At 43.1% G+C, this 23259-nt stretch carries 32 protein-coding genes and 1 pseudogene; 26 read left to right on the top strand and 7 right to left on the bottom strand.

Annotation, left to right across the window (positions count from 1 at the left end; all coding sequences use genetic code 11):
* The first annotated feature begins 95 nt into the window (after positions 1-95).
* The 12 genes from IQ270_RS17165 to IQ270_RS31155 all read left to right on the top strand — a co-directional run bounded on the left by IQ270_RS17165 (position 96) and on the right by IQ270_RS31155 (position 5005).
* Positions 96-530, top strand: a complete 435-nt coding sequence (locus IQ270_RS17165; protein ID WP_228056447.1) for a hypothetical protein — start codon at positions 96-98, stop codon at positions 528-530.
* On the top strand, positions 527-925 hold the full coding sequence (locus tag IQ270_RS17160; protein WP_193974366.1) for a putative toxin-antitoxin system toxin component, PIN family: 399 nt from the start codon (positions 527-529) through the stop codon (positions 923-925). Before IQ270_RS17165 ends, IQ270_RS17160 begins: the two co-directional genes overlap by 4 nt.
* A 92-nt stretch (positions 926-1017) precedes the next feature.
* Positions 1018-1449 (top strand): element excision factor XisH family protein, encoded by a 432-nt coding sequence (locus tag IQ270_RS17155; protein ID WP_339384199.1) that lies wholly within the window; start codon positions 1018-1020, stop codon positions 1447-1449.
* Complete coding sequence (locus IQ270_RS17150) at positions 1437-1772, top strand: XisI protein (RefSeq protein ID WP_193974365.1); 336 nt, start codon at positions 1437-1439, stop codon at positions 1770-1772. Before IQ270_RS17155 ends, IQ270_RS17150 begins: the two co-directional genes overlap by 13 nt.
* A 17-nt stretch (positions 1773-1789) precedes the next feature.
* Positions 1790-2161, top strand: a complete 372-nt coding sequence (locus IQ270_RS17145) for a hypothetical protein (RefSeq protein WP_193974372.1) — start codon at positions 1790-1792, stop codon at positions 2159-2161.
* Positions 2158-2580, top strand: a complete 423-nt coding sequence (locus IQ270_RS17140; protein ID WP_193974364.1) for a putative toxin-antitoxin system toxin component, PIN family — start codon at positions 2158-2160, stop codon at positions 2578-2580. The genes IQ270_RS17145 and IQ270_RS17140 overlap by 4 nt, the downstream gene beginning before the upstream one ends.
* A 127-nt stretch (positions 2581-2707) precedes the next feature.
* Complete coding sequence (locus IQ270_RS17135; protein WP_193974363.1) at positions 2708-2827, top strand: DUF433 domain-containing protein; 120 nt, start codon at positions 2708-2710, stop codon at positions 2825-2827.
* A gap of 39 nt (positions 2828-2866) precedes the next feature.
* On the top strand, positions 2867-3067 hold the full coding sequence (locus IQ270_RS17130; protein ID WP_106148181.1) for a hypothetical protein: 201 nt from the start codon (positions 2867-2869) through the stop codon (positions 3065-3067).
* On the top strand, positions 3058-3468 hold the full coding sequence (locus IQ270_RS17125; RefSeq protein ID WP_193974362.1) for a type II toxin-antitoxin system VapC family toxin: 411 nt from the start codon (positions 3058-3060) through the stop codon (positions 3466-3468). The genes IQ270_RS17130 and IQ270_RS17125 overlap by 10 nt, the downstream gene beginning before the upstream one ends.
* Before the next feature lie 81 nt (positions 3469-3549).
* Positions 3550-3801, top strand: coding sequence for a DUF2281 domain-containing protein (locus IQ270_RS17120; protein WP_193974361.1), 252 nt, complete (start codon positions 3550-3552; stop codon positions 3799-3801).
* Positions 3802-4077: a PIN domain-containing protein gene (locus tag IQ270_RS17115; RefSeq protein ID WP_228056446.1), complete on the top strand. Its 276-nt coding sequence runs from the start codon at positions 3802-3804 to the stop codon at positions 4075-4077. It abuts the gene before it with no gap.
* A gap of 307 nt (positions 4078-4384) precedes the next feature.
* On the top strand, positions 4385-5005 hold the full coding sequence (locus IQ270_RS31155; protein ID WP_228056445.1) for a DUF433 domain-containing protein: 621 nt from the start codon (positions 4385-4387) through the stop codon (positions 5003-5005).
* Positions 5006-5164: 159 nt separating this feature from the next.
* On the opposite strand, the gene IQ270_RS17105 is transcribed toward IQ270_RS31155, so the two are convergent.
* The 4 genes from IQ270_RS17105 to IQ270_RS17090 form a co-directional block, all read right to left on the bottom strand.
* Positions 5165-6169 carry a hypothetical protein gene (locus tag IQ270_RS17105; protein ID WP_228056444.1) on the bottom strand — a complete coding sequence of 335 codons (1005 nt, stop codon included), beginning with the start codon at positions 6167-6169 and terminating at the stop codon, positions 5165-5167.
* Between the two features lie 485 nt (positions 6170-6654).
* On the bottom strand, positions 6655-6837 hold the full coding sequence (locus tag IQ270_RS17100; RefSeq protein WP_193974360.1) for a hypothetical protein: 183 nt from the start codon (positions 6835-6837) through the stop codon (positions 6655-6657).
* Positions 6838-6969: 132 nt separating this feature from the next.
* Positions 6970-8616: a trypsin-like peptidase domain-containing protein gene (locus IQ270_RS17095; protein ID WP_193974359.1), complete on the bottom strand. Its 1647-nt coding sequence runs from the start codon at positions 8614-8616 to the stop codon at positions 6970-6972.
* A 165-nt stretch (positions 8617-8781) separates the two neighbouring features.
* A complete protein-coding gene (locus IQ270_RS17090) occupies positions 8782-8988 on the bottom strand; it encodes a hypothetical protein (protein WP_193974358.1) in 207 nt (68 codons plus the stop codon).
* 273 nt (positions 8989-9261) lie between these two features.
* On the opposite strand from IQ270_RS17090, the gene IQ270_RS17085 reads away from it, so the two are divergent.
* Positions 9262-9624 (top strand): DUF4160 domain-containing protein, encoded by a 363-nt coding sequence (locus tag IQ270_RS17085; RefSeq protein WP_228056443.1) that lies wholly within the window; start codon positions 9262-9264, stop codon positions 9622-9624.
* Positions 9625-9779: 155 nt separating this feature from the next.
* Positions 9780-10259, top strand: a complete 480-nt coding sequence (locus IQ270_RS17080) for a DUF2442 domain-containing protein (RefSeq protein WP_228056442.1) — start codon at positions 9780-9782, stop codon at positions 10257-10259.
* Between the two features lie 77 nt (positions 10260-10336).
* Here the strand turns inward: IQ270_RS17080 and IQ270_RS17075 are convergent, their stop codons facing one another.
* Entirely contained in the window at positions 10337-11035 is a 699-nt protein-coding gene (locus IQ270_RS17075; protein WP_193974357.1) for a pirin family protein, read from the bottom strand.
* Between the two features lie 116 nt (positions 11036-11151).
* On the opposite strand from IQ270_RS17075, the gene IQ270_RS17070 reads away from it, so the two are divergent.
* A complete protein-coding gene (locus IQ270_RS17070) occupies positions 11152-11484 on the top strand; it encodes a helix-turn-helix domain-containing protein (RefSeq protein WP_193974356.1) in 333 nt (110 codons plus the stop codon).
* Positions 11485-11740: 256 nt separating this feature from the next.
* Entirely contained in the window at positions 11741-12139 is a 399-nt protein-coding gene (locus IQ270_RS17065) for a DUF4112 domain-containing protein (RefSeq protein ID WP_193974355.1), read from the top strand.
* A 198-nt stretch (positions 12140-12337) separates the two neighbouring features.
* On the opposite strand, the gene IQ270_RS17060 is transcribed toward IQ270_RS17065, so the two are convergent.
* Complete coding sequence (locus IQ270_RS17060; protein ID WP_193974354.1) at positions 12338-13360, bottom strand: low specificity L-threonine aldolase; 1023 nt, start codon at positions 13358-13360, stop codon at positions 12338-12340.
* Between the two features lie 71 nt (positions 13361-13431).
* On the opposite strand from IQ270_RS17060, the gene IQ270_RS17055 reads away from it, so the two are divergent.
* From IQ270_RS17055 to ilvA, 10 genes are all read left to right on the top strand, one after another.
* Positions 13432-13644: a DUF2997 domain-containing protein gene (locus IQ270_RS17055; protein WP_193974353.1), complete on the top strand. Its 213-nt coding sequence runs from the start codon at positions 13432-13434 to the stop codon at positions 13642-13644.
* An 11-nt stretch (positions 13645-13655) separates the two neighbouring features.
* Positions 13656-14438 carry a nucleotide exchange factor GrpE gene (locus IQ270_RS17050; RefSeq protein WP_193974352.1) on the top strand — a complete coding sequence of 261 codons (783 nt, stop codon included), beginning with the start codon at positions 13656-13658 and terminating at the stop codon, positions 14436-14438.
* A gap of 121 nt (positions 14439-14559) precedes the next feature.
* On the top strand, positions 14560-16158 hold the full coding sequence (locus tag IQ270_RS17045) for an Hsp70 family protein (protein ID WP_193974351.1): 1599 nt from the start codon (positions 14560-14562) through the stop codon (positions 16156-16158).
* A gap of 31 nt (positions 16159-16189) precedes the next feature.
* Positions 16190-16366, top strand: a complete 177-nt coding sequence (locus tag IQ270_RS32345) for a hypothetical protein (protein WP_339384198.1) — start codon at positions 16190-16192, stop codon at positions 16364-16366.
* Positions 16367-16513: 147 nt separating this feature from the next.
* On the top strand, positions 16514-16795 hold the full coding sequence (locus tag IQ270_RS32340; protein WP_339384197.1) for a hypothetical protein: 282 nt from the start codon (positions 16514-16516) through the stop codon (positions 16793-16795).
* A 163-nt stretch (positions 16796-16958) separates the two neighbouring features.
* Positions 16959-17816: a bifunctional class I SAM-dependent methyltransferase/HIT family protein gene (locus tag IQ270_RS17035; protein ID WP_193974350.1), complete on the top strand. Its 858-nt coding sequence runs from the start codon at positions 16959-16961 to the stop codon at positions 17814-17816.
* A gap of 188 nt (positions 17817-18004) precedes the next feature.
* Positions 18005-18574 carry a hypothetical protein gene (locus tag IQ270_RS17030; RefSeq protein ID WP_193974349.1) on the top strand — a complete coding sequence of 190 codons (570 nt, stop codon included), beginning with the start codon at positions 18005-18007 and terminating at the stop codon, positions 18572-18574.
* Between the two features lie 197 nt (positions 18575-18771).
* On the top strand, positions 18772-19947 hold the full coding sequence (locus IQ270_RS17025; RefSeq protein ID WP_193974348.1) for a DUF262 domain-containing protein: 1176 nt from the start codon (positions 18772-18774) through the stop codon (positions 19945-19947).
* A gap of 6 nt (positions 19948-19953) precedes the next feature.
* Complete coding sequence (locus IQ270_RS17020; RefSeq protein ID WP_193974347.1) at positions 19954-21015, top strand: MAE_28990/MAE_18760 family HEPN-like nuclease; 1062 nt, start codon at positions 19954-19956, stop codon at positions 21013-21015.
* Between the two features lie 102 nt (positions 21016-21117).
* Positions 21118-22629: a threonine ammonia-lyase, biosynthetic gene (ilvA, locus tag IQ270_RS17015; RefSeq protein ID WP_193974346.1), complete on the top strand. Its 1512-nt coding sequence runs from the start codon at positions 21118-21120 to the stop codon at positions 22627-22629.
* A gap of 107 nt (positions 22630-22736) precedes the next feature.
* Here ilvA and IQ270_RS17010 read toward each other — a convergent pair.
* Positions 22737-22961, bottom strand: a pseudogene (locus IQ270_RS17010) (transposase); the annotation flags it as partial.
* Positions 22962-23259 lie beyond the last annotated feature (298 nt).

Here is a 23259-nt window from a genome sequence, read left to right as displayed (position 1 = left end):
GTATTGGTGGGGCCGGGCGGGCGATCGGTCTAAAATTGAGAATAAGCTCATCAACTATGCCAGATAAAAACTTGATTTACTAGGAGGATAAAGCTATGTCATCAAGGGCGTTAGCGTTAGCGAAGCGATCCGAAGGAAAGCCCGCCCCTACGGGGGCTGCGCCAACGAAGAAGATCGCCACTTTGGTCAAAATCATGGAATCTCTGCCGGAAACTCTGCAAGAGAAAGTGGTTGAACACCTGCAAGAATACATTTTGAAATCAAATATTACTGTGACTGTCAACTCGGATGGTAAGTTAGAAATTCCCGCTGATATTGAAGCTCAATTGAAGCCTGGGTATAGATATACAGTCACTGTCACCGCAGACAATATTGTTTTTCAGAAGGTAGCAGGTTTCGACTGGGAGGAACTGCGGCAGCGTAGAGAGTCTTTACCACCAGATCCTAATCCAATGACAATGGAGGAAATTTGTGAACTTGTGCGGGAAGTACGTCGCGAGAAACGTTTAGAAAGAGAGTCGCAACAATGAAAGTTGTACTAGATACTAATATTTTTATCTCAGGGTGGTTGTGGGGAGGTAGACCAGATCGAGTATTAAAATTAGCAGAAGTTCATCTAATTACTGTGTGTGCTTCTGAAGAGTTGCTCGATGAACTGCAAAGTACATTGACTCAAGATAAATTTATTTCTAAACTTCAAGCTTTGAGAGTCAATATCAATGATTTAATGAGCAGAACACGAGAGTTAGTGGAGATTTATCCGATTTCCACGATCGACGTGCCTGAGTTACGAGATGCTAATGACAATATGATTTTAGGAACTGCGATCGCTGCTGATGCTGATGTAATTGTTACGGGCGATCTGGATTTGTTAGTGTTGCAGGAATATGAGGGATTCCTATTGTTACGGCTAGGGAGTTTTTAGAGCGTTATTTTCCAGAGAATTAGGAGGCGATCGGAATTATCAAGTCTGGATAATCATCGGAAATTTTAGGATATAATCGTATTGATTAAAAATTGACTTCTTCCAATATGCCAGCCAAAGACCTGTATCACAATGTTGTCAAAAATGCCCTCATCAAAGACGGATGGAGAATTACCCACGATCCCTTGAGATTAAAATGGGGAATTAAAGATATGTACGTCGATTTGGGCGCAGAGCGGATTTTAAGTGCTGAGAAGGCTGGACAGAAGATAGCTGTAGAAGTCAAAAGTTTTGTGGGCGCATCAGACATGAATGACCTGGAGAATGCGCTGGGTCAATACTTAGTTTACCGTTCGGTTATCGCTAGAACTGAACCAGATCGAAAGCTCTATCTAGCTATTACACAGTCAGTTTTTAGCGAATTATTGTCTGAACCGCTTGGTCAAATTATTAGAGCCGATTATCAAGTATGTTTAATCGTTTTTGCCGAAAAAAATGAGGAGATAGTACAATGGGAACATTAGAAAATTATCGTCGCATTATCAAAAGTATTTTGACTGAATATGCTCAAACACCTTATGCTTATGGAGATATTCAGATTCAAACGGTTTTTGATAGCGATTCAGACCGTTATTTGCTAATGATATTGGGACGTGAAAACGATATCAGAGTTCACGGATGTTTAGTTCATGTTGATATTATTGATGGAAAAATTTGGATTCAAAGAGATGGAACTGAACAGGGAATTGCGAATGAGTTAGTAGCGGGGGGAATCCCCAAAGAACAGATTGTTTTGGGATTTCGTTCTCCCAATATTCGGCAGTATACGGGATTTGCTGTAAATTAAATATAGAGGATAAAGCTATGTCATCAAGTGCGATCGCAACTTTAGTCAAAATGATGGAATCTCTGCCGGAAACTCTGCAAGATAGAGTTGTTGAACACCTGCGAGAGTACATTCTGAAATCAAATATTACTGTGACTGTCAACCCCGACGGTAAGTTAGAAATTCCCCCTGAGATTGAAGCTCAACTGAAACCTGGGGATAGATATACAGTGACTGTCACCGCAGATAATATTGTCTTTCAGAAGGTGGCAGGTTTCGACTGGGAGGAATGGGAACGGCGAGTAGAAGCAGCGAGTCCCGATCCTGATGAGTTAACAATGGAAGAAATTTGCGAACTTGTGCGGGAAGTGCGTCACGAGAAACGTTCTGAAATAGAGTCGCAAAAATGAAAATTGTAGTGGATACTAATATCTTTGTGTCAGGATGGTTGTGGGGAGGTATCCCAGCTCGTTTATTCAGGTTAGCGAGAACTCATCAACTCATAATTTGTGCTTCAGAAGCAATACTAGCAGAATTAGCGAATACCTTGAACAAACAAAAACTCCAGGCGAAATTACAATCTTTGGGTTTTACCGTTAATGGCTTAATGAGCGGAACACGAGAGCTAGTGCAAGTTTACCCGATTTCTACTGTCAACTTGCCTGAGTTAAGAGATACTAATGACAATATGATTTTAGGAACTGCGATCGCTGCTGATGCTGATGTGATTGTGACGGGCGATCTAGATTTGTTAGTGTTGCAGGAATATGAGGGGATTCCTATTGTTACGGCTAGGGAGTTTTTGGAGCGTTATTTTCCAGACAATTAGGAGGCGATCCTCTTCGTTGGCGCAGCCCCCGTAGGGGCGGGCTTTCCTTCGGATCGCTTCGCTAACGCCCTTGCTCTGACAGTGCTATGCTAGATGAAAGAGCGATCGGAATAGGGAGGAAAAAATCTTGTCAACTATCACCGATATAGGAACTTTAATTAGCCGTCAGCCTGACATACATGGTGGCTGTCCAATTATTGCCGGAACGGGTGTTACAGTCCGGCGCATTGCTATTTGGCAGCAGTAGCTCGATCGATTAACCATCAACTATCGGAGTGTTTGATTTATGCTAATTGAGAAGATCGTTCAAGAACTACAAGACATTCCCGAAGACAAACTTGCAGAAATCTATGACTTGATTCACTACTTTCGCCTCGGATTAGGACGAGAACAGCCACAGCCTCGCACGCCTGGTTTACTGACAGGAAAACTCGGTGATGCTTTTTTTGAACCCCTACCATTCGAGGAACTCGAACAATGGGAATAAGCTATCTCATTGATACCCATATCCTGTTGTGGTGGCTCTTTGACGACCCCAAACTCAATGCCCAATGCCGCGACATCATTCGCAACCCGGATTTTAATATCATTGTCAGCACTGTTTCAGCCTGGGAAATAGCCACCAAATATCGCATCGGTAAACTTCCCGAAGCCAAACAGATTGTCGGGGAATATTCGCAAATCCTCCACCGATCGCAATTTATCGAACTAGCTATAACTTCAGCCCATGCCCTTCGCGCTGGCAGCCTGCCTATTCCCCACCGCGATCCGTTTGACCGGATGATTATGGCACAAGCTGAACTCGAAAGTTTACCAGTTATTACCTACGATACAGCTTTTCATACGGGACTAATTGAAGTTATTCCTGCCGCCCAATCAAGAGCATGAGCATGGAAAGGGCGATCAATTTGGAAAATCAACTATAATTACTATAATAAAGATCGACTGCACTTTATCTATAATCTGATTATGACTGTTATTGAACAAATCTACGAAATTGTCAAAACCCTTCCCCAAAACCAAGCTAGCGAAATTCTCAATTTCGCTGAGTTTATTCGTGCTAAGTACCTGAGTGCAAACCAATCCACCGATACAGTAGATTCTTTAACTTCTTGGCAGGAATTAGTTTATTACCTCGCTGGAGCGTGGGCAGATGACTTTCCTACTCTGGAAGAGATTCGTACCAGGGAGGGGGAAGACATTTTTCGGGAGAGCTTTTAGATGTACATTTTGGATACAAATACATTAATCTACTACTTCAAAGAACAAGGAAAAGTTGCCCAGAATCTTGCCAATGTACCTCCTCAAGAAATTGGTATTTCCACGCTCGTCCTGTTTGAATTGCAAGTTGGTATTGCTAAATCAACCTCGCCTGCAAAACGCAGGCAACAACTCCAGCAACTCTTGAGCCGAGTTAATCTTGTTCCTTTCGATCGCGATTCTGCTGTTGCTGCTGCCACAATCCGCGCTCAATTGGAGCAACAAGGCACTCAATGAGGGCAGATCGATGTTTTGATTGCAGGGACAGCCTTAGCTTTTCAAGCAACTCTTGTTACTCACAATGTCAAGGAGTTTTCCAGAGTTTCAGGACTTACAATCGCGGATTGGTATTGAGTGCGTGACACCATCAAGTGCGGCTGGTTTTCGAGTAAAATCAAAGAAGGGCGATCGCATACGAAAGAGAGTTAATGGGGATGGGATAAGGAAGGGCGATCGCACTTAGCTTAAGGAAGGGCGATCGCACTTGCTGTGACAGTGTTATCCTAGATAAGAGAGCGATCGGAAATTGGCGGAAAAAAAAATCTTGTCAACTATCACCGATATTGGCACTTTAATTAGCCGCAATCCTGACATACACGGTGGCTGTCCAATTATTGCCGGGACGGGTGTTACAGTCCGGCGCATTGCTATTTGGTACAAGCAAGGTTTGAATGCAGAGGAAATTAGCGATCGCATCGGGCATTTAACTCTCACCCAAGTCTATGCAGCTTTGACTTATTACCATGCTAACCGAGAGGAAATTGATGCTGACATTGCAGCGGAAGAAGCAGAATGCTATCGAATAGAAGCATTGAATGCCGAGGGTCAGATTCAAACGCAGCCGACGGATATAGCTTTAGAAATACCAACAATAGCCGACTATCCCAGTCGCCGAGAATTTATGCAATTGTCGCTAGAAGAGAGGCGAAATATTCTGGCAAAACAAGCTGAGGTAATGTTGCAACATTACCAGGAAGATAGAGAATGGCAAGAATTACAGGGTAAACGCATCTTGTCAATAACGAGGGGTTTTAGCACTGCGGACTCGGCTTTATTGTTGTTTATTGAGAACGCTTTTTCCACCTGTAGCGCTTTTGTCTCTACTCAAACACGTATCCGCTCAATAAATCGGGGTAACAGTAAAAAAAGAAGGTTCACAATCTAGGCACAGCATGGTAGAATCTGACATATTATTAATCATAAAATCAAGAATGTCATAGTCTTTTTTAGCCACTAAAGTCACAATTAACCGTGGGTTTATACGACACTTACTACAGGAATCAAGGGCCAATAATTCAGAGCCTTTATATTTTTTTGAATTTGTTCAATAATCCCAGGACACACCCAAAGAATAAACCGAAGATTGTTGACGAATAATCATCCCCAAAGATGGAATATTTCCCAGGTGAGAAATACGATCGTGCATATATTCAAAAAAGCTAATTCCTAATTTGCGGGTAGTCGCAACCAGAGACATGAAAATATCCATCGCCTTAGTTCCTTCACAAGTTTGGGTTGCATAACTAATATTTCGTCGCTGCACGATTGTTCTAGCAGCTAATTCGGCCGGGTTATTATGTAATGGTAATTCCGGATGCTCCAAAACTAAAAGCAACTCAGATATTTTACAAGAAGTTAATTTTTTTCGTTCATCTAATTGTTCATAACCACTTGGACTGCCGAAAAGTTCCCAAAATTTGGATTTTAGCCTGAGCTTCTCTAGCCCAGATGGAGAGTTTCTGTAAGCGAGCAATTCTCGGTAGTAATCCCAAAAATCATCAAGAAATTTATCTAAACTTTTTTGATGACAAGTAACAAATAAACTTAACTTTTTATAATGTCTTGCTTCGTGCACCCAACATAAAGATAAATCATCGGTGAGTAATTTAAACTGGGGTGCATCATCAGTGACCAGAGTTTTTATTACCGGAATCTGGGATTGCTGATGATAAAAAGCAATCGCTGCTGCCTCAAAAATTCTGGTACGATGTTGAGAGCCTAAGCAACCCAGATGCTGATTCAGCAAAAAGTTAAATTCATCACCGTTCAACGGAATTTCTCTTAGTAATCCTTGAATTTGATGGCTCCACTTCCGGGGTACATTGAACTTATCTAATAACTCGTAGGTAAGTGGAGATAGAATAAACTGAAGTCCTTGGTTGTTCTGTAATACTCCAAGTACGCTTAATCGGTCTTTTCTTAAAGTTGTAGAATAAACTGTATATAATGGATTGCAAATTATATTTGTCGTGTAATTTACTTTTTTAACACGCGCACTTGTTTGGTCTAAGTGTTGCCAAGGGCTACTTGCTAATCCGGATACATACACTTCGTTCTTTGATGAATTATTTACTCTTCTGATTTGATAAATAACCGGCTGACATTGAAATCCCAATATTGCTTAAAAAATCTAACAGCTTTCCTTGAGTCATGTTACCTCCATAGTACAGGCTCATAACTAAGGCTTTTACTCCGGGACCAAACTCCCCATCATAGCCGGATGGTAACGGTGAAATGTATGTTTTCTTTTCTGAAGGTGAGTAATACTTCTGTTTCCGGAATAACACGTTATCTGTTTTCAGTAAAATGTCTTGAACTATTACCTCTTCATAACCCTTGAATTCTGAATCGAATGGTAGTTCTGCCTGGGGATACTCGAGGATTTTTTCTATGTCAACTTTGACCAGAGCATTTTTACTACTTTTAATATGTTTTTTTGGTGTTTTTCGCTCTTTCTCGGATGAGTAGTTTTCTTTTGACTTTTTCGGCCCATTAGCTTTAACCTCTGGTTTGCCCTGTTCTCCTTTGGGCAGATTATTTTCGTCTTTTAATCTTTGATTTTTCTGACCGTAATTCTTTGGTTTCTGCTTGTAATTGTTCTATGAGGTTCAGCAATATGGACACAGTACGACGCAATGATTCGTCTGCAATGTCAGATGGCTCAATGCTTTGCAGTAAGGTTTCTACTAATTTTTGAGGAGATGATTCTTGCGTCATAAATCATATTCTACCATGCTGTGCCTAGATTGTGAACCTTCTTTTTTGCTGTTACCCCGATTTATTGAGCGGATACCTATTTTCGTTATTCAATGAAGCTCTTATTTAAGAGAAGCACATTCGATCGCACTCTCAACTTCCCCGTTTCCAAATCTTAATTTCCCCCAACCAACCAGCACTGACAATAGTCTTGCCATCCCCGCTAATCGCCACAGCACTAACATAGCCAGAATGCCCGCTCAAACTACCTCTCAAATCGCCCGATCGCACATCCCAAAGTCTGACGCTCTTATCCCAACTCCCGCTAACCAGCATACTCCCATCTCGACTGATTGCCACAGACCAAACTCCGTCGGTATGCCCGCTTAAACGCCGAATCAACTGCCCGTTTCCGGCATTCCACAAACCGATTGTACCGTTGCTATTTCCCGCAGCCAAACTCTTGCCGTCGGGAGTAAAAGCTAGGGACAAAACAGACAAGTTTTTGCCGTTAATAGTGCGAATTGCTTGACCTGTTGCTAAATTCCAAAACCTAATTGAACCGTCTTTGCTGCCGCTAGCTAAGGTTTTGCTATCAGGAGCGATCGCAACAGCATTCACCAACGCAGAATGCCCGGTCAAAGTCCGCAGCAATTCTCCTGTTTTCGCGTTCCAAATCTTAATTTTTTTGTCCCAACTGCCGCTCGCTACAAACAAGCCGTCTGGACTGAAGGCAACGCTCGAAACAGCACCGGAATGTCCGCTCAAAGTGCGTAGAACAGCGCCAGTTTCTAAATTCCAAATTTTGACTGTTTTGTCATCGCTGCCGCTAGCTAACACTTTTCCGTCAGCGCTCATTGCTACTGCATTTACGGCTTCCGCGTGTCCTTGCAGGGTAGTTTTTAATTCCCCGCTGGGGAAATTCCAAACAGAGATCGTGCCGTCGCTATTTCCTGTGGCAAAATAAGCTGAAGCTAGAGCAAGGGAACTGATAACTTCTGAATTTCCTTTGAGGGTATTTGTGGCGGTAAAGGATCTCGTACTTGCAGGATTTCGGGGCGAATTATTAACAGGATTTTTCTGGTTTCCGGCAGTAGGAGAGGCGGGAACTGCTGGCAGCGAAACAGTCGATCGCCATTTCATGAAAGTATTAATTTCTATCCCCGCAGCCACGATTTTATCGGAATTGTCTTCTAACCTGACAATGCCGTTAATTGCCACAACTCGTCCCGCAGAGTCGAGCACCGGCCCGCCGCTCATACCCGCTCTCACTAAGTTATCGTATACCAAAGTATAACCGTTCCAAGGAGTCTGGCGGCCAGTCAGTTGACCTTCGGTGGCGATGAAAATCGGCTGTCTCAGGGAACCGCCGGATGTCGGCCAGCCGGCCACATAAGCCTTGTTTCCCTTGGTGGCTGAGGAATTGGCTAGTTGAGCCAGGGGGTAGCTTTGAGTGCTGCTGAAGGGTACGACGGCTAAATCCATCCCCGGCACTCGCCGCACGAGGCTGTAGTATACAGAGTGAGCTTGACCGTCGGGAGTTACAACCTCGTAATCGCCTGCTTTATCGACTACGTGCCAGTTTGTGAGGATATAATAGGTGCTGCCTCGTTTCTCTAAAATTACTCCAGAACCGCCTTTTGGCCCCTGGATGCGGACGGTAATTTCTTTGGCAACGGTTTTAACTTTGTCGGCGGTTAATGCTAGGGCGATTTGAGGTGATGTCAGTGGGCTCAGGGCGATCGAACTCAGGGCGATCACAGCACTCAAAATAGCCGGAATAGTTCTGCTGTAATTCATAATTGTGTCAACTTAACATACCCACATTTCAACTGACGGATCACTTTTCCGGTTTGTGGCATATTGACGGTTGACTTCGCCAAAATGCCTGCGCGATCGATCGAACTTTTGACATTCGCACAAGCCTCACAATATTCGACACAGCCCTCTGGCTAGCAGAAAAATTTAGAATCGGGAACCGCACCTAGCCTCAACAATAGCAATTGGCTGATCTCTATTCTTTTCTCGGCAAATTAGAATTTGAGCCAAACGCTGCTCGGAATAATACCCATTAGCCATCCAGCCGAGGGGTGCGCCTGCGATCGCGCCGACTGCTAGACCGGTGATCAGGCTCCAAACAAGATGCTTGCGGGCGATCGGCTGTTGTTCCATAAAAATTTATCCTAAGCACTTACCATCACCACAAATACCACAAATAAAATTTATTGTCTTCCTCCTATTTGCTTATTTCCTAAGTAGTAACCCATACTAAGTATCATGTCCTTTACAGTCCACTCAACACAATCCCACGCAACAGCAAAAAGTGCGCTAGTAGGATTGATAATTTTTCACCACATTGTGAGCTTCGCGCTGACGCACCCTACGCAGAAGTATTAGTAGAATGCGTCACTTGACAAAACCCAACGCTTGGGTTATTGTGCAATTATGGCTTATGCCACAATCCAAAAAATAGGGGCAACAACGGGGGCGATTGCCCCTACTAAAGGCAGGCTGTGCATAAGTCCTGCAAACCCTGATGTTGGAGAACAGCGTCTCATGCCGAAAGTTCTTGAAGACCGCCAGAACAATCTATTTATGTATATTTATACTAACGACCATATTCCAGCTCACCTCCACATCTTCAAAGGTAGAAAAAATGATCAGAACCAGATGGAAATCAAAATTAATATTGGCACTGAAAAACAAGCTCCTAGCTTAGTTTACGCACAGGATAGAATAAAGGATAAAGATTTAGTGAACGCTCTTAGATTGGTAGCCGATAATCAAGAAATGTTGTTAAGTAAATAGCAAGAAATACATCAATGACTGCCGAAAAAATAAAATTAGTTTACCAAGCTGAAGCTACTGTAAAATCATTATTTCCACCTTAAATTTATGAGGGATTCTGTCTTTCGTTACCGGAAAGACAGAATCCATACGGGACAAAAGTTTGAGAATATTTAATGTCGCAAGTGACAAAAGAGGAATACATGGTATTTAGAAACTGGGACAAAGAGTTAACAGAAGAAAATCTCCGAGAGCAAATTGCCCAAGCCAAGCAAGCATGGAAAACCGCTGAGGCGACAGAACCGCGTGCCGAATCCGTGCAGTATAATCAATCGGAAGATTTAATAGTTATCAAACTGAAAAACGCTGCTATTTTTTCTTTTCCTCCAAGGCTTGCACAAGGCTTAGAAGATGCTTCACCAGAACAGTTGGCTGATGTTTGGCTACCGCCTTCCGGTAGCAGCGTGCACTGGGAAAGTTTAGGTGTTGATTTTGGCATTCCCGAACTTATCGCAGGTATTTTTGGCACAAAATCTTGGATGGCTGAATTAGGTAGGAAGGGAGGAAAGGCAACTTCAACCTCTAAATCAGCAGCAGCAAGGCAAAATGGCAAAAAAGGCGGGCGACCTAAAAAGAATATTTCCGTTAATTCTTGAAATCAATTCTTAGCTGTCAGATGTCAGCGACTCAAATCCCAGACTTCTTAGGGAAGTCGGGGATTTCCCATTCAATTTTATGCTAAATCAAACAGCAAAAATTCAGCATCTGCCGTAGCTTCAATCACCAACTCAGACTCACCGCTAACCGCCGCACCGTCCCCATTTTCTAGAGTCAAACCGTTGAGCAAAACCGAGCCGCGAGCAACTTGCACCCAAGCATGACGATTTGGCTGCAAAACATGAGAAACCAGCGAGTTTTTATCCAAAACAGCCGCATACAAATCGACATCTTGATGCACTTTCACCGCACCATCTCTGGCATCGCGCGCCGCCACTAACCGCAATTTTCCTCGCCTTTCTTCCACGAGAAACTCGCGCTGTTCGTAACTCGGAGTCAATCCATTTGTATCCGGTAACAGCCAAATTTGCAGCAAATGCACCGAATCTGTTTGCGAGTGATTAAATTCGCTGTGCTGAATGCCCGTGCCAGCACTCATCCGCTGCACTTCACCGGGTTTAATCGTTGCACCAGTACCCAAAGAATCTTTGTGTTCTAATGCTCCTTCTAATACATAAGTAATGATTTCCATGTCGCTGTGTCCGTGAGTGCCGAAACCTTTGCCGGGGCTAACGACATCCTCATTAATTACCCGCAAAGACCGAAAATTCATCTGGTTGCGATCGTAATAATCGGCAAACGAAAATGTGTGGTAACTGTCCAACCAACCGCGATTAGCGTGTCCTCTAGCTTCACTTTTTCTGACTGTAATCATTTTTTGCATCCTCAGTTGAATCGATCGGGTGTTTCTGAGATAGTTCTACTTTAAACCGAGTCAAGGTATTATGGGAAGTACGCACTAAAAAGTGCGGTACTTACCAAAAAGATACCATGCAAGTCAAAGCAGGAAGTATTGAAAGAGCAAATTGCCCTGTAGAGAGAACTCTAGAAGTGATTGGCGGGCGCTGGAAAGTCTTGATTCTGCGGGAGCTATTTCAAGGAGTGAAGCGTTTTAACGAGCTGCAACGAGCTGTGAACGGCATTACACAAAAAATGTTGACACAGCAATTGCGGGAAATGGAATCAGACAGGATTGTGCACCGGGAAATTTACCTGCAAGTTCCGCCGAAAGTTGAATATTCGCTTACGCCTTTGGGCGTAAGCCTCAAACCGATTATTGATACTATGCACGAATGGGGAATTCAGCATATTAACGAGCATTAAACATGATCGGTAGCATTGTGGTAGGGTGCGTCAGGTTTGAGACGACCGAAAAGCACAAAAAGTATAGTTCTGACGCACCGTTTGTTGCAGCCGTGCGTCAGCTTTGATATTGTTGGTAAAGAGCAAAAATAATGGTAGCTGACACACCCTACCTCTGGGATGAATCCGCCTAATTTGGTATGTTTTGATTAAGCCAATATTTTTTTTCCGTCTTCCGACTGATTGCAAATTTTGCAACTAATTCAACAATAATAATATGAACAACATAGAGCGTCTCGCCACCCTCAACCGCATCCGCAAACTCAGCCGCCTGATGGATACCGCCATTGGTATCCCCGGAACTAAATTTCGCATTGGTTTAGACCCAATTATTGGTTTAGTTCCCGGTGCTGGAGATATCGTAGATACCGCCTTTTCCGCCTACCTAATTTACTTAGCCACTAGATTCAACCTTCCCCAAAAAACTCTAGGGAAAATGATTTACAATATCGGTCTGGAAGCAGTTATCGGTTCAGTACCTTTAGTCGGAGATATCTTCGATGCTTTTTATAAATCAAACATGAGAAATCTGGCGCTTTTAGAAGAGCACCTCGAAGCAGTTGAACCAGAACTAGCCGCAGTTGCAGAACCGATTCCTGAATCCATTAAATTGTAGGAAGCGGTTTCACAAACAATAATTTTAAATAACCAACAGTCTCTCAGACCCACTCCCACCAAACGAAAAATTTAAATCTAGATTTTCCGTATTAGACCCAAATTTAATCTGGATGTGGACGATCGGTTTTGGGGCGGCTCGATAGAGATTGTTGTTACTCGTAAAATATTATTCGTAAAACCCGCAATTGCAAAATAATCACTTATGGCGTTTAATAGCTGCCACTAAATCAATAACATCTTGTTCTCTAGTATTAAACGCTGTTACCAGTCTAACAGTACATTCATCCCACCGATAAAACATAAAACCCTCCGCTAAAACAGATGTAATTACTGATTCGGGAAGCTGTATAAAAATCTCGTTAGCTTCTACTGCATGGCAAAATTTTACTTTCTCAACTCCCGCCAAACCTGCGGCTATCTGAGCTGCCATATTATTAGCATTTGCCGCATTTTTTAGCCACAAATCATCGGTAATGTACGCTTCTAACTGTGACGACAAAAACCGCATTTTAGAGAACAGATGCCCGCTGCGCTTGCGGTAAAAAGGGAAATTTTTTGCTAATTCTTGATTGAAAAATACCACAGCTTCTGCAGCCATCGCCCCGTTTTTTGTCGCTCCAAATGAGAGGATATCCACACCTGCGCGCCAAGTAATATCCGCAGGGGAACAGCCCAAACTGACGACAGCATTGGCAAAGCGAGCTCCATCCATGTGCAGGTGCAAATTGTGAGCGCGAACAACCTCGGAAATGCGGGCAATTTCTGCTGGATGGTAGAGGGTTCCGGCTTCTGTTGCTTGAGTGATACTGACGGCTGCGGGCTGTACGTGGTGGACGACACCTGCACCAGCGCGATCGATAATTTTTGCTAAAGTATCTGCTTCTATTTTACTACGAGCTCCTGTTACTGTCACCAACTTTGCACCGCCGGTAAAAAACTCCGGTGCGCCGCATTCATCTAGATTAATATGAGACTCTGCGTGACAGTAAACAGCTCCGTAAGGAGGGGTCATAACCGCCAGGGCTAAAGCATTAGCAGCGGAACCGGTTGCTACGGGAAAAACTGTCACTGATGTCTCGAACAAATCGGAAAATTTAACTTGCAAGCGCTGCGTATATTCATCATCTCCGTAAGACATTACAGCCCCGCAATTAGCCGCACCAATCGCTGCCATAATTTCCGGCGAAACCCCGGTTGCATTGTCACTACAAAAATTCATTTGAATAATTGGTAAACAGCATCTATAATATAACTCAACAGTCAAAACTCAAGTATTAAACCAAGAGAACTATGGCAGAGTACCGCCAAATAGAATACCGCATCGGCAAAGACGGCAAAATTACCGAAACCGTTCTCAACGCCACGGGTGCAAGCTGTACTGAAACCACCGCCGGAATTGAAAAAGCCCTGGGAAAAGTAGAATCTCAACACTTGCTGCCAGAATACTATCAAGGCGAAGAAAATTTGACCGCCGAACAAACGCAGACTTTAAAACAAGTTTAGAAAAATTAACAATGTTCTATTTTGTCGGCGTAACAGTTGATACATCAACAGTGCCTGCCTTCAGTTTCGCGCTGGCTGTCGGGGGGATTTTTCTAATTTTAGTTTACCTTTATGCTGCATCGGCAGCAGGAGATGCGATCGAGTTTAAGTACGATACAATTCTGCGGGAACGCATGAATAAGTTAGAGATTATCGATTGGCAAGACTTAGGCGAGAAAGCCGGCTTAACTCGGTTCGGGGTGCGCTTAGTGCGGCAGGGAGACATGGGAAAACTCACGCTAGACCAACTGAGGCGGCTGGCAACAGTGCTGAATTTGAATTTCCAAGAATTCGATCGAACTCTTAGCGCGCTGCCAATGTCGGCTACAATCACAAGTAATCCCACCGAAATTGAAGAATTAAGACAGCAGTGTTTCCGGCTGCGCGAAGAATTGCAGCAGCAAAAAACTCAACTAACAGCCGATTTTCGGCGTACTACTTTTGAACAGTTGCAAACTTTGTTAACGAACTATCCCGCCGCCCGCAAAATGGCAGAAACCAAGCCGGATATGCCCGCAAAAAATCTCTCAGCGTTGTTTACTCCCTTAGAAAATCTCTTGTCTAGTTGGGATTTTCAAACAATCGGTTCAGCTTGGGAACAAGTGACTTACAATCCGCAGTTCCACCAGCCGGATGTTGAGGATATAACAGAAGGAGAATTAGTTTATATTCGGTTTGTCGGCTATCGGGATGGAGAGCGAATTTTGGTTCCTGCTAAAGTTAGCCGCACCCTCCCCGGCAGCATAACAAATTAAGTAAGGTGCTTGCTGCAGCCTGCAAATAAAGTAGATGCGTAAGTCCTATAAAGTTAGCTGCACCACCCGGGTGGCAGGAAAAATTAAATCTAAAATCTAAAATCTAAAATCTAAAATCGACATGACTACAGTTGCCATTGACTTCGGCACCAGCAACACGGTTGTCTGTATTCTCAACCCGGATACGCAAACACCAGAAACTTTGAGATTTGGTGAGATATCCCGCATTTTTAAAACAAATAATGGGAGCGAAAATATTAGAGAAATACCTGTTGTACCGAGTTTGGTATTTGTCAAAAGTCCGGGTGAGTTAATATTGGGAGAAAAAGTGCGCTATCAGCGTTTGGGACAAGCCCAGCCCGATCGCTTTTTTAAAGCTTTTAAACGCGACTTAGCCGCCGACTTTCAGCCACCAGCACGCAATATCGACGGCGAAACCTACACATCAGAATCAGTAGCAGAACAGTTTATCAAAACTATTTGGAAACAATTATCTCAGCAAAATATACAACCAGACAAAGTAATTTTTACATTGCCAGTCGGAGCATTTGAGCGATATCTGGATTGGTTTGGGGACTTAGCAAAATTTCTCGGAGTTGCGGAAGTTAAGCTAATCGATGAATCCACAGCCGCCGCTCTCGGATATGCAGTTAAACGTCCCGGCTCTCTAGTTTTGGTAGTCGATTGTGGCGGCGGGACTTTAGACTTAAGTTTAGTTCGCACTGCGCCTGCTTCTTCAGTCAAAAATAGCCAATCTCAAAGTCCAAATTTAATTCGGGCGGAAGTATTGGCAAAATCCGATGCTTGTGTCGGCGGCGAAGATATTGATATCTGGATTGTGGAAGATTATTTGCGGCAAATTGGTTCGTCGCGGGCAGAAGTTGGCGGGGTGGGCTGGCAAAATTTGTTAGAAATAGCGGAAAAGTTAAAAATTCAACTTTCTCAAGTTAATGAAGCAAAGGAAAGTTGGTTTGACGATGAAAATTTTATGTCTTACGACTTGGTGCTAAACCAAGATAAGCTTGAAGAAATTCTGGAATCCCGGCAGTTGTTAGAACAGTTGCGGGAAGCTTTAGATGAACTACTGAATATTGCTCAAGCAAAAGGTATATGTAAAGCCGATATCGAACAGGTTTTGCTGGTAGGAGGAACTTCTTTGATTCCGGCTGTATCTAATTTAGTTGTCTCCTATTTTGGACGAAAAAAAGTTAAAACTGATCTGCCTTTTGAAGCTGTGGCACACGGTGCTTTAGCGCTGACAGAGTTAGTGACTGTTGACGATTATTTGCGTCACAGCTATGCAATTCGTCTCTGGGAACCTTATGCTAAAGTTTATAGTTATTTGCCGATTTTTTGTAAAGAAATGAAGTACCCTTGTCAAAGTTCTGAAGAGTTGACGCTGCAAGTGGCAATTGAAGGACAAAGGGAAATTCGGTTAGATATTGGGGAAGTTGCGGAGGTGTCGAAAGCGGAGGTTATTTTTAATGAACAAGGGCAGATGACTAGCAGTTTGCTCAACAAACATAGCGATTTTCGCTCTCTGGAAAGCCACCATCAGGAGGTTTGTGTGGCGCATTTGGATCCGCCTGGGGTGTTGGGAATTGATCGGGTTTCGGTGAGTTTTGAGGTGAACCAGAGGCGGGTTTTGTTGGCGACGGTGCGGGATTTGGTGACTGGTAAGGTTTTGGTGGATAAAGGGGCGATCGCCAAACTGCAATAATGATACGATAGAATAAAGAAGGATTTCACAAATGGCATACAGCGATTTTACTACGATTTCCAAAGTGCGATCGGCTTTCAACCTCACCGTTAATGAAAAAACAGTTTTGTTTGCAGATGTAGAATCAATTGCACCTAGCGACTATCTCAAAACAACCCTAGCAGAATATATCCCTCTAGCCAATGCTATCAATACTGAAAAAGCTTGATCCGAGTTAATTATTGCTCCCGTATTATTAGAAGTGCGGCGCATTTTAAACTTCCAAATGGGGTTTTTTTCCGGTATCGAATTTAATGCCGATCCAGAAAGTGGACTTAACGGGTACTGCGATTAGATCCTCACCGCATCCAGCGATTTGTACGAAATCCGAACACCAGTTGTCACCTTAGTAGAAGCCAAAAATGAAAACATTAAAAGTGGACTCGGACAGTGCATCGCTGAAATGTTAGGAGCTCAGCTATTTAACCAACAGCAAAATGATGAAATCGAGGCGATTTACGGCTGCGTTACCACGGGAAATGCTTGGAAGTTTCTCAAATTGGTAAATCAAACAGCTTTTATTGATTTGAGCGATTATTATATTAAGGAAGTTGACACAATTCTCGGAATTTTAACAAAACCTTTACGCAAAAACTAAAAGATAGCGACAACCTACCAAACTATCATATTCTAACCAGCTTGTAGGGTGCGTCAGTCTTGAGTTTAGCACTAAAAGTCATGGTTTTCTCAACTGACGCACCCTACTAATTGTGCGAGTTTTGTCCAGGAATGATAACGATTTAAATAAGATTGATATCACCATGAAAAAACAACAAAATAAATTCAGCCACCTGACTGCAATTGAAAGAATTTACCTGTCATTCCCGGCAAGATTTTTATTGGATAAAAACTTGCTGCAAGGTCAAGTCTTGGATTTTGGGTGCGGCTTCGGCAGCGATGTTAAATTGTTGCAGCAAAAAGGCTTTGATATTGCGGGTTACGACTCTTATTATTTCCCGGATTTCCCCAAGCAGAAATTCGACACTATCCTTTGCTTTTATGTTTTGAATGTGTTATTTCCCGAAGAACAAGCTAATGTGCTGATGGAAGTCTCGCACCTGTTGAAACCGGGAGGCAAAGCTTATTTCGCAGTGAGAAGGGATCTCAAAAAAGAAGGCTTTCGAGAACATTATGTGCACAAAAAACCTACCTATCAGTGCATTGTCAAACTTCCGTTTAAGTCAACTCACTCTGATGAGTATTGCGAAATATATGAATACGTGCATTACAACCATCAAAGAAATTCAACTAATCACTGCATATTCTGCAATCCATACAAAAATCTAACCTTACTAACTGAATCAGCAACAGCTTATGCGATGTTTGACGGTTATCCTGCCAGCAAAGGTCATGTTTTAATTATCCCGAAGCGCCATATTGCTAATTATTTTGAACTGCCTTTTCGAGAGCAATCAGCTTGCTGGTTTATGGCGAATAAGGTGCAAGAAATTTTAAATAAAGAGTTTCAGCCTGACGGTTTTAATGTGGGTATCAATATTAATAAAGATGCGGGTCAAAGCCGCAGTCACGCCGCGATTCATGTTATTCCGCGTTACAGGGGCGATGCGGCGGGGAAGAAAGGCGGGATTAGATATGTGATTCCCAAGAGTCAAAACTAAAAGTTAGTAAATTGTGAAACAAATTCTTTTTTACCGCAGAGGCGCAGAGAACACAGAGGAGTAGAGAAGAGAGGAATTCATAATTTTTGTAAGGATTGTTATATTTGAGCAAAGGGCGAGCAAAATAGGGTTAAAATGTGTTTGCCAAGTCTAAAACTACACATTAGCAGTAATTTGGTGTTCTGTTTATGTCTAAGCGCAAAAAGCAAGAATGGCTCAAGGAAACTCTAGAGCTCAAAGAAGACCACAATTGGAAGTCAAAGCCGGGAACTCGCATCTTTGTAGCAGGAAGAGGTGCAGTCCGCTTTGATGTTCCGCAAGATTGGCATTTTGAACCGGATACGAAGTCGTTCCGGTTTACGGATAAAAAGCCGCCGGATGATGATTGTTGTTTGGAAGTTTCGTTTAATTTGCTGCCGGACGGTAACTGGGCCGAGTTTCCGCTGGTGCCACTATTACAGAAGGTGGTTGAAGATGATACCAGAAATCCGATCGCTCCTGGGGAAATTATCCAATTGAAGCGGCAAACTGCTCGGGTTGTTTGGACTGAGTTTAAGTTTATTGACCCTCCAGAACAGCGGGAAGCTTATTCGCGAATTTGTATCGGATTGGGTTCTAATGTTCAGTGTTTGATTACTTTTGATTACTGGGTTGATGATGCTGAACGTTTGACTCCTGTCTGGGATACGGTGATGGATTCGTTGGTTTTAGGGTTGTTTATTAGCGACCCTCGAACCGGGTTTGCTCGTCCAGATTAGATATGTGCAGAGTTGGAAACGGCGGGTTTTGTGGATCTAGATACCCGACTTCTTCAAGAAGTCGGGTATCTAAAATAATTGGCGATTCACGCTCGGGATAGCTTCGATTCACGCACTTTTTGCTAGATTTGAGTCGATCGGCTAATCCTGAAAATGCTATAATTATTAAGAATTTGTGCTTAGGGAGACTACGGCAAATGCAGATCATCGCACCATTTGAAGAAAAAATGTGGGAGAGTTCGCCAACAAAAACTCGCACTAAAATATCCGATAGTGAAATTAACCATAAATACGAGTTAAGAGAGAATAGAATTCTTACTGAAATCAACCGTGAAAAGCTTCCGAGTTTTGTCCAGGCTCTAAAGCAGCCTGGTTATATGGAAGTGCGACCATTTTACCAAAGAAGGGCGCGTTGGACTACCAAAATGCAATCCAAACTAATCGAATCATTTCTCGTCAATATTCCAGTTCCATCAATAATTTTATACGAAAAAGAATACTATTCATATGAGGTTATGGATGGTCAACAAAGAATTACTGCGATTCAGGATTTTTATGAAAACAAGCTTTCATTAACAGGGCTGGAACTTTGGCCTGAATTAAATGGACGTACCTACAATCAACTTCCTCAAAAAATTAGAGCAGGTATCGACCGTCGTTCTATATCATCTACAGTAATTATTGCAGAATCAACCTCCGATCCTGAAGAGGCTCTATTCTTAAAACAAAAAACGTTCGAGCGCCTTAACACTGGAGGCGTAGATTTAAGTCAACAGGAAGTGCGAAACTGTTTGTATTATGGAAAGTTCAATGAACTGTTGCTAAAATTATCGCGCCATCCCATGTTTGCAGAAGCTTGGGGAATTCCGACACAGGATAACAGCCCCGAATTGGAGAAAAATACCCTTTATAAAAAAATGGAAGATGCTGAGTTAGTTCTGCGTTTTTTTGCTCTCAGAAATGTTGATAATTACCAACGGGGAATGGAAGGCTTTTTAGATTTGTACATGATGAGAAGTTTAAATTTTGATGAGGAAGATATCAATTATTTGGAATCTATTTTTCTCAAAACTATCACAATAGCTCACCTAATTTACGGAGAGCATTTATTCAAACCATTTGACCAGAAAACTCAAACTTGGTCAAACAAGACTTATAAAGCATATTATGATGCAATGATGGTGGGTTTAAGTAGGTACTTGCAATATGAAAAAAGATTAATTGCTCTAAAAGATCGAATTATTGAAGAGACAAAGAACATCTTTAAAAAACCTGAATCTCGTCTTCTCACAGGAGGTGGAAAAACCAAGGCAGAGATTCAGGAGCGAATCGGGATATTTGACGAAATGCTTTCGCAAGTTATCGGAGAGTAACTTGCGATGTTTGAGGAGCTTCTCAAGACAGTCTGTCTTAAAATTTCCACTGTCCGTTCGATGATAAAGATTAACGATCGACTTAGAAAAATCGTATTTCAAAATAGTTCAGATATCAAACAGTTGAAAGAAAATCCTGAATTTGCCGCATTAATAGAAGTAATCTCTAGCAAAGAAGAATGGCGAATTTACGATCGCTCTGCTGTTGTAACCCGATTGTATGCTATTTACGAGCGCTTCGTTGAGGATTTAATTTCGGATTGGCTGCGACGGATGCCCGATTTGGTTCCACGTTATTCAGACTTGGGTGAAAAAATCCAAAATACCCATCGAGAGGGTATAGGGCGTTTATTGATTGACATCAAAAAGAATAGGTTTCAACACCTTTCAGTTGAGAAAGTAGTGCAAGGATTATCCTGTGGAATTACTGACACTGGAAAATACGAACTACTTCCTGATGCTTTCTTATTGCACGAGCAAAATTTACGGAAGGAAGTGCTAGAAACAGTTTTGAAAAATGCTGGGATTGATGAGGCGTGGAAATGGGTAATTAACCACAAAGAAATTAAATATTTTGTAGAGGAAGTTCGCGGCAGTCAAAACACGGCTGAAGGAGAACTCAAACAACTGGTTGACTATCGAAATAAAGCAGCACACGGCTCTACAAATCAGATTTTGGGAACTCAAGAACTGTTGGACTTAGGTGATTTTGTTGAGGCTTTATGTAAGTCACTTGCTGATTTAGTCACCTACAATATAATTTTACGCCAGATCGATCGAGGGCTGGTAAGGGAGATCGGAAACATTACTGAGTGGTTGAAAAAGCCACAAGCAGGTGTAGCGAAAGTTAAGGAAGTTACATTAACTGTGGGAGAAAGTGTTTTTCTTGTTTTAGTTAATAAGGAATTGTCGTACTGCTATTCTGCTAAAATTGAGAGCATTCAGCTTAACGATATTGTCCACAATCGCGTAGAAATAACTTCGGAAACAGAAGTGGGATTAAAGTTCGATCGCGATGCCAGAATAGGATTGACTATTTATGCAACCAAATCAAACCAAGTTGACTGAATCTTTCGTTAACTGCGAAGCCCGATCGCCATTCCCCGCAAAATACTAACACAAATACCGTACAATTATTCCACCATCCCGCATCTACTCACCTCTCAGCCCATGCTTTGCGATTACCTAGTACAAATCCTCACCGCCCGCGTCTACGATGTAGCCCAAGAATCTCCCCTAGAAGTAGCCCCCAATCTATCAGCGCGGCTCAACAATCAACTGCTGCTGAAGCGAGAGGATATGCAGTCTGTATTTTCCTTCAAACTGCGGGGCGCGTACAACAAAATGGCGCAACTTTCGCCGGAGTTATTAGCAAAAGGGGCGATCGCAGCTTCCGCCGGAAATCACGCCCAAGGAGTCGCCCTCGCCGCCCGCCACCTGGGAACTCGCGCCATCATCGTGATGCCTGTAACGACGCCCCAGGTGAAGATAAATGCGGTGATAGCCCGTGGTGGAGAGGTGGTTTTGCATGGGGATACTTACGATGATGCTTACGCCTTTGCGCGCCAATTAGAGGCGGAAACAGGCATGACTTTTGTTCACCCTTTTGATGATCCCCATGTGATTGCTGGACAGGGTACGATCGGCATGGAAATTCTGCGGCAACATCAAAAACCGATTCACGCGATTTTTGTAGCAATTGGCGGCGGTGGATTGATTTCGGGAATTGCGGCTTATATCAAGCGGTTGCGGCCGGAAATTAAGATTATTGGTGTTGAACCTGTCGATTCCGATGCGATGAATCAATCGCTAAAAGCTGGTAAACGGGTGCGTTTGTCGCAGGTGGGTTTATTTGCTGACGGCGTGGCGGTGCGGGAAGTTGGCGAGGAAACTTTTCGGCTGTGTCAGGAGTATGTGGATGAGATTATTTTGGTGGGTACGGATGATATTTGTGCGGCGATTAAGGATGTTTTTGAGGATACGCGATCGATCTTAGAACCGGCCGGTGCTTTGGCGATCGCAGGTGCGAAAGCCTACGTTGAACGCGAACAAATTGCACGAAAAACGTTGATTGCTGTTGCTTGCGGCGCGAACATGAATTTCGATCGCCTGCGTTTTGTAGCAGAGAGGGCAGAATTTGGCGAACGCCGGGAAGCAATTTTTGCGGTGACAATTCCCGAAAAGCCGGGAAGTCTCCGCAGGTTTTGCGAATGTTTGGGGAAGCGCAATTTGACTGAATTTAGCTATAGAATTGCGGATGAAAAAGCAGCACATATTTTTATTGGCGTGCAAATTCAAGACCGCGCTGATGCGGTTAAAATAGCTGCAAGTTTTGAAGATTGCGGTTTCAAAACTTTGGATTTAACTGATGATGAGTTAACCAAATTGCACTTGCGTCACATGGTGGGCGGGCGTTCTTTGCTGGCAAAACATGAACTGTTTTACCGCTTTGAATTTCCCGAACGTCCGGGTGCGTTGATGAAGTTTGTGGGTTCGATGAGTCCTAACTGGAACATCAGCGTTTTTCACTATCGAAATAATGGGGCTGATTACGGGCGAATTGTGGTAGGAATTCAGGTGCCGCCGGATGAGACGCAGGAATGGCAGGCTTTTTTGGATACGCTGGGCTATCAGTATGGGGATGAGAGTCAAAACCCGGCTTATAAGCTGTTTTTGGCATAGATTAGGATAGATTAGTCGGCGGTTGAAACCGATCCTATACAAACGAAGTCCGCGGAGGCGGACTGAGAGATTGGACGCGAACAATGTCATGTCTGATTTTCGACGCATTAAACTTCCGATCGCAAATTCTGCACATTCTGAACGCTAAGTCCGGTTATTTGAGCTATTGTTGCGTCATCTAGGCGATCGAGTAACTGCCGTGCGATCGCCAGCTTTTCTTCTTGTCGGCCTTCTTGTCGGCCTTCTTCAACAGCTTTAATTATAGCTCCTTGTCGGTCATAAATAAACATTTCTCTGCGTTCGAGATCCGCCAATTCATCAGGAGTTAAATTCCAGGGCTATTTCGTTCTAGACAGTAGGCAGGGTTTAGGTTTAGAGTTGAGAAGTCGGATTCACCCTAACTTATGATTTATGAGTTCGCTAGCAATTGTAGAAGCATTTTCGGAATTACCCGACCCACGGCGTGGAGCGGGCTGTCGTCATGAGTATGCAGTCTGTTTAGCCAGGGTAAGAGCATCTCAATCATGCTTGACAAAAGCACTTGAGAATTTGCATCATATAGTCATTATTCATCGCAGCCCGTTTTCTTTTTTGTCGCAAGCTACGTTTGAGAGTTGTTTCTTGATTGAC

Source organism: Microcoleus sp. LEGE 07076 (assembly GCF_015207455.1).
Classification (GTDB): Bacteria; Cyanobacteriota; Cyanobacteriia; order Cyanobacteriales; family Microcoleaceae; genus Microcoleus.
Note: the sequence above shows the minus strand (reverse complement) of the source record. Positions and strands in the feature narration are given on the sequence as shown.